Consider the following 16517-nt stretch of genomic DNA (forward strand, 5'->3'; position numbering starts at 1 on the left):
GTCATATTAATATTTATTCCCCTTTTTATTATAAATAACTTTTTATTTCTTTTTTTAAGTATTTAAAAGTGTAATTTCAAGTGTAATAAATTTTAAGTGTTTTATGGCCTTTATATTTGAAATGAAGGGTTGTTAAATTTTTTTTGCACGAAAGTAATTTTTCAACTGTAAAAATTTAACGGCTATATGATTATTTTTTTATTAAATAAAGGTATTATAATCAGTATTTTGTTAAAATAAGTGATTAAAATCGATAATTCATTATTTTTAATAATGGTTTCTACAAGGTTATATTTTTTATATACTTAAATTTTTATAAACTCTTAAAAATTTTAAAAACTTTAAATATTTTTAATAGTATTACTTAATTTTTTTAAATAAAATAAATTTTTTAAACTAATAAAAAATTCTAAAATAATTATAAAATTGATTTGAACTAATTAAATTGATAAAAATCAATAAAATTATGTTTATATAAAAAAATAACAATCATCTAATTAAATTGACCCTAAATATTAGTAAATATTTAAATAATATTAAAATAAAATAAATATCCATGGATTCAAGAGGAATAATAAACATAGAATTTTTATTTTCTACATTGATTATAATTTTATTACTTAGTATAAATTTACCAATCTTAGAGGAAAATTTAAATTCCAGCATAGAAATTGATGAAAATAGCCAAGGACGGTCCTTATTGAATCATATCTCAAATTCAATAAATGCAGTAAATTCCAAAGAATATGGATTTAATAAGAAAGTTAGATTACCTAATTCAATTAATGGTAATTATTATTCCATTTTAATAAATAATAACGAAGTAATTCTAGAATTTAATAATAAAAAAGGAAAATCAGATATTAATCCCATTAGGCTTGTCGATAATGATAATCAAACAATAAATAGTGTTCAATTATATAATGGAAGGTCATATTTGATAAAGAAGACTTTAGTAAATAATAATGAAACTCATACAATAAATCAAAGTTCAATACAAATTAGGCAAATATCAGAATAGCTAAAACTTTAAAAAACCTAGAGGAAATTATGAAATTAGATAAAAAAGGACAAATTACGGTAGAATTACTATTAATAATCAGTTTTACACTAATTACAATAATCATAGTATCAAATCTAGCATTAGAAGCTAATGAATTAAATATAGCCATAGCTTCAGCAAGGAATGGGGCTTTTGAAGGAATATCATCTAATGGTTTAGCTATTTATCCAAAAGAATCCTATGATACCTATTCTAAAGACCCTAAGAAAGTATCCCTGATGAAAACTAAAAATATAAAAATAGTCAAAATCACCCAATCTATTAAAGGGAAAGATAAATTTAATAAAACCAGGATACAATTAAAAGTTTATGCATCATCCCCACAGATAAAAACAAAAGAAGAAAAGGAATCTACAGGAGACCGTATAAATTACCATGTTAGAAAAAGTATTACAAATTCATTTAAAACTGAAAATATAACAAATAGATTGTTTAACCCTGCTTTTTCTAATAAATACAGTTTTACAACTGCAAATGTTCTTTGGATTTAGCATAAAAGATTATAAATAGTAAAGATAGAAAAGAATAAAAAGGAAAAAATCTAGAAAATTGAAATATTAAAAAATTAACCTAAATAATAGAAATAATCTTTTAAGTGTATGAACTGTGCAAATGTTTGATTATGAGTAACACTTGGCATTAAAATAGCAACGATTATTCCAATTATTCCAAAAATAATACCTATAGCCCAAATCATCATAACAGCAGTCTTTTCATCAACAGGTTTTCTTAAAACCAATCTAATTAAAGATTTAAATCCTTGTTCCGGCCTTACCAATTTCCCATCATCATTAAGTTGAGTAGGTCTGTGCTCTTGTCTTTCCATAACTCCTGCACTATAAAACTTAAGTGCTGCATCTATAATATTTGGTAAAAGTACAATAAAAGCAATTAATTTAACCCTACCAATAAATGCAGTAGCTGCAATACTTGCTCCTATAATAAGTGTACCAGTGTCTCCTGGGAAAACCTTTGCTGGATATTTATTATAATACAAGAATGCAATTAAAGTACCTAACATACTCATACTAATAATAGCTACATCATACTTACCTAGAACAATACAACTGATAGTTAAGGAAGTCATCGAAATAACTCCAAGACCTGATTCAATACCATTTAAACCTGCAAGCATATTAGTTAAATTAGAACAGATTGAAACAGCTATTGGAATTAGGATTATATACAAAAGACCAACATTAGGTGGTGCAATCCACCATAAGGGCACACCTGCTAAAAATAGTAAAAAAAGCTTTTCTTTAGATGATAAAACAATTAAATCATCTACCATTCCAACCATTCCAACAAGAAGGATTACTACAAGAACAATAGCTAATTGGAATGTTAATGTTGGAAAAAGTATAATTCCCACAAATATTCCTATAACAAAACCAAATAATATTCCCATACCACCCATTTCAGCTACAATAGGATGAGCTGATTTATGAATATCTTTTCCTATAATTTCAGCCTCTTCAAGCTTATGAATAAGCCAAGGCATAACTAAACGAGTACTTATAAATGATAAAATCCCACAAATAAGTGCAATAACAACAAGTGGCATTGTAGGAATTGAAATTAAACTTGACATTTTAACACCAAACATTATTTAATCTTTACCAAACATTATTTAATCTTTAAATAAATTGTTTTTAAATAATTAGTTTATTTTTTATTACTTATATTAAATAAACTTTTTATAAAATTCAATGTTTAAACTATTCAACTTCAAGTATTTAAATAAAAAATTCTAAAAAATTAGCTAAATTTATAAAAAATTGCTATGTTATAGAATATAGTATATAGATAAGAAAATTAAAAAAAGTGTAAAAGGCATATAAATATTATGAATTAATTATATTGGAAAATTGAAAAAATAAAAAATAATAAAATTTTAAAATATAATAAAAAAGTGAATAAATAAGTGATAAATAGAAAAGAGAATAAATAAGTGATAAAAATAAAAAAGTGAATAAATAAATGATAAAAATAAAAAAGTGAATAAATAAGTGATAAAAATGAAAAAATCATTTTTTATTTAAAATATAATAAATAGATCTTATAGGGATATTGAGTTCATAAGATATATCTTTAGGTTTTAAACCTGCTTCTTTCATGTTTTTAATTTTCAATCTACAGTCATCATCATACTTTCTTTTATAATGTTTTACATTGATTTTATCAAAATATTTAGATTTAATATAATTAACATTAGAAATGGACATACCTAATATAGATGAAATTTCCTCAGAGCGTTTTCCTTCATTATATAAATCAATTATTTGATTGATTTGATTTTTTGAATATTTTTTCTTACCCCAATTATATTTTACCTCAACAGAAACCCCCAATTTATCTAAAGCCTTAATATAAGTAGGGGAAATTCTATCATAAATACTTAAAGGACAGGTAATTCTCTTTAAAGAAGGATAAGTATCCATTAATTCAATAAGCTTTCTTGATGTTAATTGTGTTGAAATGTGTACTTCAACAGCATTTTTATCATAATCTAAATCAGTCTCTAAAGGTTTTTCATCAAAAATATCTAATTCTTCTTTAGATTCTGAATCTAAATTATCATAGTCAAAATCATCATCTTCAAACTCATCAAAGTCATCATCATAATCATCAAATTCTTCAACCATGAAAATCACCATAAATTAAAAAGATTTTTAAATAAAATAGTTAGTAAAATAGATAATCATATAATTAAAATGCATATAATCAAATCATATAATTAAAATGTATATAATCAAATCTTATATAATTAAATTGTATATAATCAAATAGTATATAATTAAATTGTATATAATCAAATAGTATATAATTAAAATTCATATAATTAAAATGTATATGATTAAATTGTAACTAATTTAAGATTTATTCTTTACCAAATCAATGAAATCTCTAGAGCGTTTTGTATTTGGCTTTCTAATACTTTTCATATTATTTATTTCATGCTTAATGCTTTTTTCACCTACTTTAAAAGCATAGGAAACTTCTTTAATATTATAATTAGAATTAGTAAAGACAATAGCCGGACCTACAGCCGCATAATTTAATTTAATGTTTAAATTTTTGATTCTACCCTCAAATTTAAACTTTTTATGTAATAATAAATCCATTTCAGGTATAGATAAAATATGCTCTTTTTCTTTATCTTGTAAAATTTTTACTACTTTAGTATGTGGATTCTGGAATACTTTACGTTGTTGTCTGTCAATGTCTCCACGAATATATGGGAAAGGTGAACCATAACGTTTTCGTCTATCGTGGGAAGTACATAAATAATATTTAGAAATATCCCACAGTATTAAAGTAGGAGCAATATCTGCAAAGATTTTTGTTTTAATCTTATCTTTTTCTTTTAAATCTTTCTTAAGCTGTCTATCTAAATGACCAAACTTATCTATTAATCCTAGCTCTTGGAGATTCTGATTAATTTTATCCTTTCTCCATTCTTCTAAATCATTAGAATCTATAAATTCTGGCTTTTCTAAATTAACTGAATAGATAATTTCATCATATATTTTAAGATTGTTCAAATCTTTAATCTTATCTTCAAAAATAGCTTCACTATGACGCTCTACAATATCTTCAGCATGTTTTACATAAGCTAAAGCTAAATTAGTGCAAGTATGTTTATCATTGATTATGGTTGGCTTAGTTCTATGGAACTCTAATCTTTCAATACGAACTCCCTTACCGAATCTTCTTCTTAATTCCTCTTCATAACTATCTGCAAATTCACTATCTAGAGGGACTCTTTTAGTAATGGTTCTACCGTTTTCTTTATATTTGACAATAGGAGTTACTGTTTTAACAACCCCTCTTCTTTGTTGCTTTAAAATGTTTAAAACTCTTTTAAAAGATTCTCTACCCCAACTAGATAAACCAGACATTAAAACCATATAATTACCAGATAATGGAAGATATGGGATTATTTCAAGCCTATGAACACCAGAATGATTAACTTTAAATTCAAAATCAGAGGATTCACATTTACAAGTCTTTCTAGCATCTAAAAAGCTACTTACACGATAAGACTTCTTACACTCCATACATCTAATCTTACCATACTCTTCTAAATTACCTAATGCAATTCTATGTGCTGAAATAGCATATTTGACCCTATCAAAACTATTTCTTTTTGCAGATGCTTTGTTCCTAAAGATTTGATTATGACGGCTAATTTCACTTAATTCTTCAAAGTCAATATTGTCACTTATACGAGAACCATAACGATTTAAAGATCTAAACGGAGCAGTATATCCACTTTCATCCATACTTTCTTTCATCTCTTGAAGCTTATCTAAATTATCTTTAAGAAGTTCATAGATTTCTAAAAATGACTCTAAATCTTTAAAATCATTTTTTAAATTAGTTAAATCTAATTTTCCCTTCTCTATCTCATTTAGAAATTTTTCAGATTCTGTTATCATTAATGATTCATCCATAATATCACCGTGAGGACTTTTATAAATTCGCCGCCAAGAATTTATATTTTTTAAATAGGATATTATAAATTTACTTTAAAATTCAACATTGTAATTAATTAAACTAAAACAATGAAAACCATTGCACCATAATTAATTAAACTAAAACAATAAAACACATTGCACCATAATTAATTAAACTAAAACAATGAACACATTGTACTTTATTATAAAAATAAAAAAATAGGCAAATTACATAAGTAATTCACCAATTTCACAATCATCTGGATTTAAAATAGCTGCACTTTCAGTAGCCATAATCATTCCTTCAGACTTTTCTCCCATTAATTTAGCAGGTTTTAAATTAGTTACAACAGGTACTTTTTTACCAACTAAGTCTTCAGGAGCATATCTTTTACCTAAACCTGCAACTACTTGAATGGTTTTATCACCGATATCAATTTGAGTTTTTAATAATTTATTAGATTTTTCAATTTTTTCACATTCTACTATTTTACCAATTTTTATTTCTACTTTTGCAAAATCATCAATACTAATTAAATCCATTTTTTCACCTATATCTTTGTCTTTGAGCTTTTTATTATTATCTTTAGAATCTTTATCTCTAGAATCTTTTTTGTCTTCAGATTCTTCTAAATTTTTATATAATTTCTCTTTTTGCTGTTCAATTGCTTTATCTTCAATCTTTTTAAATAATGGTTTTGCTTTATTGATTGTGTGACCTTCTTCTAAAAAGACTTTTGCATCTTCCCACCTATCTTCAATTGGAATATTAATCATATTACAAATTGCATCAGCTTTATTCGGAATATAAGGTTTTAATAAAATAGCAAGTACCTTAGATAATTGATTAGATAAATATAAACAATTAGAAGCCCTTTCTAAATCTTCTTTTACTGCTTTCCATGGTTCCTGATCATTAAAGTATTTATTACCTTTTTTAGCAGTTTTTATAATTTCAACTAAACCCTCTCTAAATTTCATATCTGAAATTAAGTCACCTACTTTATCCGGCAATTCCTTAATGGCTTTTTCAAATTCTAAATCCTCTTCACTTGGATTTTTATATTCCGGTACTTTAGAATCAAAGAACTTTTTAGTAAAAGTAAATGTTCTGTGTAAGAAATTACCTATTACATCTGCTAATTCATCATTGATTCTTCTTTGGAAATCATCCCATGAAAAATCAGTGTCTTTATTTAAAGGAGCATTAACTGTTAAATAATATCTGAGTAAATCAGAATCAAAGTCTCTTACAAAGTCTGCTACCCAAACGACCCAATTTTTACTGGTAGACATTTTTCTACCTTCAAGGGATAAAAATTCACCAGCGAAAATATCATCTGGTAACTTACAATCATGACCCATTAACATAGCTGGCCAGAATAAAGAGTGATGGTAAATAATATCTTTACCAATAAAATGAACTACATGTCCATCCCAATAATCTTCCCAAGGAATACCAGTTCTTCTAGACCATTGAGCAGCAGAAGAGATATAACCTATAAACGCTTCTCCCCATACATAAATTACCTTACCTTCTGCACCTTCCAAAGGTACTGGAATGCCCCATTTCATATCACGAGTCATAATCCAATCTTGAAGACCCTCTTTTAACCAATTTTCAGCATAGTTTCTTACATTTGGAGGTAAATATTCATTAGTACTAATATAATCTTCAAGTTGTTCTTGGAAATGGCTTAATTTAAAGAAATATTGAGTACTGTCACAAATAATTGGAGTGTTTCCACAGGTTAAACATTTTGGCTCAATAAGCTCTGTAGGATCTAGTGCTCTACCACAAGCTTCACAGTGATCTCCTCTTGCTTCAGATCCACAAGCTGGACAAATTCCTTCTACATATCTGTCAGGTAAGAACTTTTCACAATTTTCACAGTATAGTTGCTGAATAGTTTCTTCATAAATCAATCCTTTATCATAAAGATATTTGAAAAAATCTTGTGATATTTTATAATGTATCTTATCAGTTGTTCTTGCAAAGTTATCTAAAGAAATATCGCAGCTTCTAATATCCTCTGCAATCATATCATGGTAACGTTTTGCAATCTCAATAGGCTCTTTACCTTCAAGATCTGCTTTTACTGCAATGGGAGTACCATGCTCATCAGTTGCACATACCATTAACACCTCATTTCCCGCCATACGATTATATCTTGCATAAATATCTGCTGGAATATAAGTGGACCTTAAATGTCCTAAATGACATGGTCCATTTGCATAAGGTAGGGCACATGAAATAAATATTTTAGTCAATTAAATCTTCTCCAATAAGTATAATTAATTATTTTAAAATTTTCAATAATTTCATTAATTTTTATTTTATAAACAAATATTGTAATCATAATTAAATACAGCAATTAGTTTTTACTTTATAAAGGAATATAATAATTATAATTAAATATAACAATCAAACATTTAACAATACAATATATATAATCTGTTATATAAATAAGTAGTGATTTTTAATATGAAAATTTACAAAAATAAAAATTAAGCATTGCAAAAAAATTTAATAAATTAATATATTTTTTAAAAAGAAAAGAATGAAAAATAGTTAAAGAAAGTGCCAATAAAAGATAAACAAAAAGAAAAATCAAGCATTGCATTATACTTTAATTTTAAAAAAAAGAATAAAAATAATAAAAAAGAACACATCTTTCAAATATAAAAAAAATTTTGGTCAAGGTTTTTGAGGCGAAGCCTCAAAAAGCTTGCTTAAAAAGCTTGCTTAAACATTAAACTTCTTACTTACTTTTTCAACAGCAAGTACCAATGGATCAGTAACCATAGATACAGGAGGTGCATAAGCAAACTCCATATTACTTAATTCAAAGCAAGTAAGCTCTTGAGTAATAGCTAAAGTCATTGTATCAATTCGCTCAGCTACTCTCTCTTCAGCAATGATTTGGCATCCAATAATCGTACCATCTGCATCACAGATAACCTTTACATTCATTGGTTTTGCATTTGGATAGTATCTTGCTCTTGTTAAAGCCTCTACTTTTCCTACAACTGCTTTAATACTATTTTGTTGAGCAAAGCTACGGGTTAGGCCTACAGCACCAAACTCCAATTTACCTACTTTAGATACCATAGAATTTAAAACCGGATAAAATCTAGAACGTTTACCTGCAAGTGTTTGAGCTAAAGTTTTAGCTTGTCTTACAGCAGTAGTACCTAATTGAGAAACAGTGTTAGATCTTAAAATCGCACTATAAGATTCTACACAGTCGCCAACAGCATAAATATCCGGTACAGAAGTAGCCATCCTATCATTTACAAGTATCGCCCATCTTCCACAATCACAGCCTGCCATTTTAGCTAATTTAAGTTCTGCCCTAACACCTGTAGCTAAAATAACCATATCTGCATCTGCCTCTGATCCATCTTCAAAGACTGCAGTTTTTACTTTTCCATCTTCACCTTTAAGCTCAGTAATAGGTTGACCAAGTACTATATCAATACCTTCTCCAATTAAATAATCAGTGATGATTTTAGCCATATCTGGGTCAAGGGAACGTGGAACAATTTGTGGTAACATTTCGCATAAAGTCACTTTCAAACCCATTTTCTTAAATGCATAAGCAATTTCAATACCAATTAAACCTGCACCAGTAACTAATGCACTTTCACAATTTTCAGCCCATTCTTTAACTTGCTTACCATCATCTAAAGTTCTTATTTTAAATACTCCCTCTAAATCTACCCCTTTCATAGGTGGTACAAATGGGCTTCCTCCAGTAGCTAAAACTAATTTATCATAATTCATAGTTTTTACTACACCCTCTTTAGAATAGGTAATTTGTTTTTTATCTGAATCAACAGCAGTTACTTCAGTTTCAAGCATTACATCAATATTTTTTGCTTTATAATCATCAACAGTTCTCATTACAATATCATCAAATGAATGAATTCTATCAGATAATACATAAGGAATAGCACAAGGAGAATAAGAAACTTGATTATCTCTTGTTAATACAATAATTTCAACTTCTTCATCTAATTTTCTAAGATTAGACGCTGTAGATATGCCTCCAGCTCCTCCACCAACAATAACAACTTTCATTTACTCAAATCCTAATAGATATTATTTTTTTTAACAGTTAGTTGAATTTTAAATATAAACATTCTAATAAAATTAATAAATTAATTAATCAATATAAGCAAAATAAATTATATAAAAAAATTAATAAAAAGGCAATAATTCAAAGATATTAGAATATTAATATAGATTATCTTAATTATCTTATATATAGTTTCTTTATTTAGAAAATAATAATAAAAATAGAAGAATAAATATCAAAAAATGATAAAAGATAAAAAATATTTAAAAAAATAGTTAAAATCCAAATTAAACTTAATAAAGATTTCTACGGCTATAAGCTTGATAAAAAATAAATATTCCAACTAAAAGCAATACAAACTGTGGGAATAAGGCATAAACTATAAGTGGAATTAATTTTAATTCAGCTAAAATCCAAAGTACTGCATATACAATAATTAGAATACCTACTAAGATAAAAACTTTATTTAAAGTTTTTCTATAATCAAATGGGAAAGGTCTACTTCCACTAGGACCAAAAGGCATTATATCACTTAATTTACTCCATTATAAATATTCTACACCATCTTTAGAGTCAATAATTATAAATATCTTAGATTCTCTTTAGAGTCAATAATTATAAATATCTTACACCATCTTTAGAACCAATAATAACCCTATCAACCATTTCTGTAAATAAACCATTTTCTACAAGACCTGGAATTGTGTTTAATTCTTTTTCCATAGAAATAGGGTTTTCTATTTTACCAAATGCTACATCTAAAATAAAGTTAGCATTATCTGTTATAACAGGTCCATCTTTAGCTTTGCCCATTCTAAGTTTTACTTCTCCCCCCATATCTTCTAAAGCTTTTGTTACAGGGTTTAAAGAACTTGGAATGATTTCTACTGGAAGTGGGAAAGCACCTAAAACATCTACAAGTTTAGAATCATCTGCAATAATTAATAATTCCTTTGCAGAATAATCAACAATTTTTTCTAAAGTATGTGCTGCTCCTCCACCTTTAATTAAATTAAAATTAGGATCTATTTCATCAGCACCATCAACAGCTAAATCTATTTCATGCTCATCAAGACTAGTTATTTGAATATTCCATTTACGAGCAAGTAATGAAGACTGAAAAGAAGTTGGAATTCCCATAACTTCTATTCCTTCATCTCTAACTCTCATGCCTACCTTTTCAATAAAGTAGTGAGTAGTTGAACCAGTTCCAAGCCCTAAAATTTGACCATCTTTTACTAAATCAGCTGCAGCATAAGCGCAATCCTTCTTCATTTGACTCATAATAACACCAAATAATAATATCTTTACTAAAATAAATCTATAAAGATTATAAAAATGAAAAAATAAAATGAATACTTAAAAATCATATAATCAATTAACGAATTAATTAATCATAAATTATAATGAAATTTAAATTAATCATGAATTTTTACAATGCATTTTTCTAAAGAGTTTCCACATGGGCAATCTTTAAATTTACCTAAGTCTTTAACATAAAATCCTTTTTCTTCTTTAGAAATTCCCTCAGGAAAACACATATCCCTAAAGTCACAATCTTTATTAGAACAACCTTTACGATTAAAATCAAAGCTTGAACCTTCAAATATTCCTTTTGAATCAGTTAAAATAGTAAATTCTCCATTTTCAACCACAACTACTTTAACTTTTTCACATTCATGAATAGGGCATTTCTGTTCTACATCCCTTACTTCAGTGATAGTATATCTATGTCCTTCCTTTAATGAATCTACACAAGAGGCCTTAAATCTACAATCTGAACACTCTTCTACGGCCCCATAAAAAATAAAACTCACTCCTTCTTTTGCTAATTCTTTACCGATTAATGTAATCATATAATCATCCTCATTTAAATAATTCAATTAATAATTAATTAACATACTTAAAATTTAAAAGAGGAAAAAATTAAATAGGAAATTAATGAATAAACTAAATAATTTCAGTCTTTTTAGCTAATTTAATAGCTGCTTCTCTTGTAAGGCCATTATCTCCCAAAATTGTATATCTTTCAGGTCTTATAGTATGAGCTATTGTTAATGCATCAACAATATCATCATCATCTATACCTAATTCTGATGCAGTAGTTGGAGCTCCAATAGTTTTTAATATATTTCTAATTGATTTCCAGTCCCCACCATGTAAATGCATCATCATAATAGTACCTACACCACATTGTTCACCATGTAATGCAGGTTTTTTAGCTACCCTATCTAAAGCATGACTAAATAAGTGTTCAGAACCACTTGCAGGTCTACTAGAACCTGCAATACTTATTGCCATACCACTACTAAATAATGATTTAACAACAATTCTTGCACTTTCTTCTAATCCTTCTTTAATACTATTTGAAGAATTGATAATCAATTTAGCAGTCATTTCAGATAAAGCTGCTGCAGATTCACTATAATCTTCATTTTTTAATCTATAAGCTAGTTTCCAATCCTTAATTGCTGTATAATTAGATACAATATCTGCACAGCCTGAAGCAATCAATCTAAAAGGAGCAGTATTGATAATACCAGTATCAGCAACAACTGCCATTGGAGAATTTGCATTTTTAGAGATAGAGCCCTTATCATTTTTTATTGAAGCCATTGGTGATGCAATTCCATCGTGAGATGCAGTTGTTGGAACAGAAAGGAAGTAAGAATGTGCATTAGTAGAAGCAAGTTTTGCAACATCAATAATTTTACCTCCACCAACACCTAATACTACAGAAGCATTAGCAATTTTATCTTGTACCATTTCAACTGATTCTATTGAAGCATCTTTGACTTTTACAACTTCAACTCCAAAATCTGAACTTTCTAAAGCATCCACAGTTTGGCGACCTGCTACATCAAATGTATGAAAACCAGATACAACAAGAGCTTCATCAAATAAACGTAAATTTTTACATATTTTACCTATTTCATCAAGGACATTAGGGCCAATATGTACTTCTCTTGGCATTTGAATTGTTTTAGAATTCATATTATCTCCTTAAAAATTAATTTTAAATTTTGAATAATTTTAGAATCTATAATATTTTATAAATTTCATAGTATGTTAATTAATATTATTTTAATATATGTTTTCTATGAATTAAATAATTTTTGATTTAAATTAATTCTAATAAAAAAATTAGATTTAAAAAAGATTTGATTTAAATTAATTTCTACTAAAAAAAATTAGATTTTGATAGGTTTTGATAAAAGAATTTTGATTTTAATCTAATAACTAATAAACTATATAATTTATTAAAAACATATTACTAATATTATTAACTAATAGTTTAATAGTTATTTAGGATATTTTTAAAATATTCTATTTAAAGTATTTTTATTAAAGTATAACTTTTATGATATCTGTTTAAAATATTTTTATTAAAGTATAACTTTTATGATATCTGTTTAAAATATTTTTATTTAAACATAACTCTTAGAATATTTATTTAAAATAAGTATTCAAAATAATTAAAATCATTAATTATTATTTTATTAATTAGGTGATAATGTGGAGAATTTTAGTGAATGGTTTCATGATATTTTAGAAAACGCTGAGATAATAGATTCTAGATATCCTATTAAAGGAATGAGTGTATGGCTTCCTTACGGATTTCAAATTAGAAAAGCTACTTTGAAGATATTTAGAGATTTACTTGATAGAGAACATGACGAAGTTTTATATCCATTACTCATTCCAGAAGAAGAACTTGCAAAAGAAGGTATTCATGTAAAGGGATTTGAAGATGAAGTATACTGGGTTACTCATGGCGGCCAAAAAGAATTAAATGAAAAATTAGCTATCAGACCTACTAGTGAAACTGCTATGTATCCTATGTTTTCTTTATGGGTAAGATCACATATCGATTTACCAATTAAACAGTACCAAGTAGTTAATACATTCAGATATGAAACAAAACATACTAGGCCACTTATAAGAGTAAGGGAAATTACTACCTTTGCAGAAGCTCATACTGTACATTCCAGCTCTGCTGAAGCAGCAAAACAGGTTGAAACTGGAATTGAACTTTATAAAGAGTTCTTTGATGAACTTGGAATAGCTTATCTGATTAGCAAAAGACCTGTATGGGATAAATTCCCTGGTGCAGAATATACTATGGCTTTTGATACAATTATGCCTGATGGAAAAACCTTACAAATAGCTACAGTTCACAATTTAGGTCAAACTTTTGCAAAGACCTTTGAAATTACCTTTGAAAATAAGGAAGCTAATCACGAATATGCTTATCAAACCTGTTATGGAATATCTGATAGGGTTATTGCAGCAGCTATTGCTACTCATGGAGATGAAAAAGGTCTTCAATTACCTCCAGAGCTTTCACCAAAACAAATTACAATCATCCCTATTATCTTTAAAGATGGTGGAGAAGAAGTGATGGCTAAGTGTTTAGAAATTAAAAAATCTTTAGAAGCTAAAGGCATAAGAGTTCAAATGGATACAAGAGACATCAGACCAGGTAAAAAATTCTTTGATTGGGAATTAAAAGGAACTCCACTTAGATTTGAATTAGGGCCAAGAGATTTAAATAATAATGTAGCAATTCTCGGAAGAAGAGATAGTGGTGAAAAGATTGAAACTAGTTTAGATGAGAATATAGCTGAAAAAGTATCAGATTTATTATTTGAAGTTGAAGAAAACTTAAAATCTACTGCTTGGGCTAAACAAGAAGAAAAAATAGTTACATTAGATACTCTTGAAAACGCTTCAGGCATTGTAGATGAAGGAAAAGTCATTAAGTTCTATTGGTGTGGAGATGAAGAATGTGGTAGGGCTATTGAAGAAGAAGCAGATCTAGATATTCTTGGTATTAATGAAGAAAATATTGAAACTGATAAACTTTGCCCTCATTGTGGAAAGCCAGCTAAACATCTTGCACTTATAGCTAAGACTTACTAAATAGCTAAGCTTTTAAAGCCTCCAGCTAAAAACACCAATCAAAATTTTTTAAAAAAAAATATGAAAAAATTGAAATTTTTCAGCAAAAATGTAAAAAGAAGAATAATAAAGAGGTATCTGAATGGATAAAATTTATGCAATAATTCCTGTAAGTCAATTTGCAAATGCTAAAACAAGATTATCACCTTTCTTATCACCTGAAGAGAGAAAAAATCTCTTAAAAGCTATGTTAAAAGATATTACAACCACATTAAAACCAATCGTAGATAAAATTTTAATAATAAGTAAGGATGAAGAAGTTTTAGATTATGCCAAAGAATTAGGGCTTACAACAATTATTGAAGAAGACCATAAAAAATCTAAATCTTTAAAACCATCTGATAATGGAGGATTAAACAAAGCTTTAAAACAAGCAATGAAATGGTCTAGAAAGAAAACCAGAAAAATAATTATTTTACCATCTGACATTCCATTAATCAGAAAAACAAATATTAAACTTCTTATTGAGCAATCTAAAAATCTTGATTTTATTATTGTTCCCTCAAAAGGAGGGGGAACTAACACTTTAATTGCAAAGCCATTAGCTATTGATATGAAATTTGGAGAATTCAGTTTTAAGAAACACATTGAAGAGGCAGAAAAGAAAAAATTAACTCCTTTTGTGCATGATTCCTTTTATATGGCTCTTGATGTAAATACAACTGAAGATCTTGGAGAAATCATGATTCATGGAAATGGAACCGAAACTAAAAAATATCTAGAATCCCTTGAAATTAAAGTAGAATCTATTCACGGCCATGAAAGACTTAAAGTTACCAGAAACTAAGAAAAATTAATTTATATTAAAAAATATTAACTTATATTAAAAAATATTAAGTTATATTAAAAAATACTAACTTATATTAAAAAATATTAAACTATATTAAAAAGTATTAACTTATATTAAAAAATATTAAGCTATATTAAAAAATACTAACTTATATTAAAAAATATTAAAAAATACTAACTTATATTAAATATTAAATTACATTAAATAATGAATAATTTTTGTGATAATATGATAGGACTATCAATTGCAGGTTTTGACCCTTCAGGAGGTGCAGGTATCTTAACAGATATTAAAACTATGGCAGCACATGGAATTCATGGAACTTCAGTTATAACTGCACTTACTGCACAAAATCCTAAAAAAGTCTTTTCTGTTGAACCTATAAGCACTACATATATCTCCAAACAGATACATTCCATATTTGATGAGTACTCTATCAAATATGCAAAGACAGGCCTATTATACTCAAAAGAAATCATCCAACTAGTAAGTAAAAAGGTCGGAGAATATGATTTAAGCATAGTTGTTGATCCGGTGATGGTAGCAAGTGCAGGAGATTCACTTGCAAAAGATAAAATAGCTAATGATTTAAAAAAATATCTTCTTAAAAAATCTCTTTTAGTTACACCAAATGTTTCAGAAGCTGAAAATCTTTCTGGAATCAGAATAGAAAGTATAGATGATGCAAAAGATGCTGCATATGAGATTGGAAAATATTGTAATGTTATGATAACTGGCGGACATCTTAATGGTGTAAATATCATTTATAATAAAGAAAAAGATGAGTTAAGAACATTAAAGCAAGAATTAATTGAAACTAAGAATTTACATGGAACTGGCTGCAGTTTATCTGCTGCAATTTGTTCTAATCTTATTTTATTAAATGAAAGGGATAGCTTAGATAAAAACAATGAAAATAAATCAGATAGTGATAATTTGAAAATAGCTATTGAAAAATCTACTAAATTCATTTACGAATCTGTAAAAAATGGCAGATATGGTACTTTAAATCCTAACTTTAATTCAAAACCATTTTAAAAATTTCCATTTATAAAAAAAAAAGATATCATATTTTAAAATAAAATTAAAAATATAAAAAAATAGAAGCTATTTTTATAAAAATAACTAAAAAAATAAAAAAAGAATTTTCACTTATAAAG

General features: G+C 27.0%; 14 protein-coding genes. 5 read left to right on the forward strand and 9 right to left on the reverse strand.

Annotation, left to right across the window (positions count from 1 at the left end):
- Window positions 1-556: 556 nt before the first annotated feature.
- Both BM020_RS03790 and BM020_RS03795 read left to right on the forward strand, forming a co-directional pair.
- A complete protein-coding gene (locus tag BM020_RS03790) occupies window positions 557-1021 on the forward strand; it encodes a hypothetical protein (protein WP_143743949.1) in 465 nt (154 codons plus the stop codon).
- A gap of 29 nt (window positions 1022-1050) precedes the next feature.
- Window positions 1051-1554 carry a hypothetical protein gene (locus tag BM020_RS03795; protein WP_074798271.1) on the forward strand — a complete coding sequence of 168 codons (504 nt, stop codon included), beginning with the start codon at window positions 1051-1053 and terminating at the stop codon, window positions 1552-1554.
- Between the two features lie 74 nt (window positions 1555-1628).
- Here BM020_RS03795 and BM020_RS03800 read toward each other — a convergent pair whose 3' ends face one another.
- The 9 genes from BM020_RS03800 to BM020_RS03840 all read right to left on the reverse strand — a co-directional run bounded on the left by BM020_RS03800 (window position 1629) and on the right by BM020_RS03840 (window position 12599).
- A complete protein-coding gene (locus BM020_RS03800; protein WP_067146025.1) occupies window positions 1629-2654 on the reverse strand; it encodes an MraY family glycosyltransferase in 1026 nt (341 codons plus the stop codon).
- A gap of 436 nt (window positions 2655-3090) precedes the next feature.
- Entirely contained in the window at window positions 3091-3708 is a 618-nt protein-coding gene (locus tag BM020_RS03805; RefSeq protein ID WP_083405368.1) for a hypothetical protein, read from the reverse strand.
- A gap of 228 nt (window positions 3709-3936) precedes the next feature.
- On the reverse strand, window positions 3937-5520 hold the full coding sequence (locus BM020_RS03810; protein WP_067146024.1) for a DUF530 domain-containing protein: 1584 nt from the start codon (window positions 5518-5520) through the stop codon (window positions 3937-3939).
- A 231-nt stretch (window positions 5521-5751) separates the two neighbouring features.
- Window positions 5752-7794: a methionine--tRNA ligase gene (gene metG, locus BM020_RS03815; protein ID WP_074798273.1), complete on the reverse strand. Its 2043-nt coding sequence runs from the start codon at window positions 7792-7794 to the stop codon at window positions 5752-5754.
- A gap of 475 nt (window positions 7795-8269) precedes the next feature.
- Entirely contained in the window at window positions 8270-9607 is a 1338-nt protein-coding gene (locus tag BM020_RS03820; RefSeq protein WP_067146021.1) for an FAD-dependent oxidoreductase, read from the reverse strand.
- Between the two features lie 291 nt (window positions 9608-9898).
- Entirely contained in the window at window positions 9899-10129 is a 231-nt protein-coding gene (locus tag BM020_RS03825; RefSeq protein WP_067146019.1) for a hypothetical protein, read from the reverse strand.
- 91 nt (window positions 10130-10220) lie between these two features.
- Window positions 10221-10889: a ribose-5-phosphate isomerase RpiA gene (rpiA, locus tag BM020_RS03830; protein WP_074798275.1), complete on the reverse strand. Its 669-nt coding sequence runs from the start codon at window positions 10887-10889 to the stop codon at window positions 10221-10223.
- 134 nt (window positions 10890-11023) lie between these two features.
- A complete protein-coding gene (locus BM020_RS03835) occupies window positions 11024-11461 on the reverse strand; it encodes a UPF0179 family protein (protein WP_074798277.1) in 438 nt (145 codons plus the stop codon).
- A 94-nt stretch (window positions 11462-11555) separates the two neighbouring features.
- Window positions 11556-12599 carry an NAD(P)-dependent glycerol-1-phosphate dehydrogenase gene (locus BM020_RS03840; protein ID WP_074798279.1) on the reverse strand — a complete coding sequence of 348 codons (1044 nt, stop codon included), beginning with the start codon at window positions 12597-12599 and terminating at the stop codon, window positions 11556-11558.
- 522 nt (window positions 12600-13121) lie between these two features.
- On the opposite strand from BM020_RS03840, the gene proS reads away from it, so the two are divergent.
- The 3 genes from proS (at window position 13122) to thiD (ending at window position 16395) form a co-directional block, all read left to right on the forward strand.
- A complete protein-coding gene (gene proS, locus BM020_RS03845; protein WP_074798281.1) occupies window positions 13122-14528 on the forward strand; it encodes a proline--tRNA ligase in 1407 nt (468 codons plus the stop codon).
- Window positions 14529-14649: 121 nt separating this feature from the next.
- The gene (gene cofC / locus BM020_RS03850) at window positions 14650-15354 is read left to right on the forward strand and encodes a 2-phospho-L-lactate guanylyltransferase (RefSeq protein ID WP_067146009.1); all 705 of its coding nucleotides are present in this window, start codon (window positions 14650-14652) and stop codon (window positions 15352-15354) included.
- 231 nt (window positions 15355-15585) lie between these two features.
- Window positions 15586-16395 (forward strand): bifunctional hydroxymethylpyrimidine kinase/phosphomethylpyrimidine kinase, encoded by an 810-nt coding sequence (gene thiD, locus BM020_RS03855; RefSeq protein WP_074798283.1) that lies wholly within the window; start codon window positions 15586-15588, stop codon window positions 16393-16395.
- Window positions 16396-16517 lie beyond the last annotated feature (122 nt).

This window comes from Methanobrevibacter olleyae (assembly GCF_900114585.1).
Classification (GTDB): Archaea; Methanobacteriota; Methanobacteria; order Methanobacteriales; family Methanobacteriaceae; genus Methanobrevibacter; species Methanobrevibacter olleyae.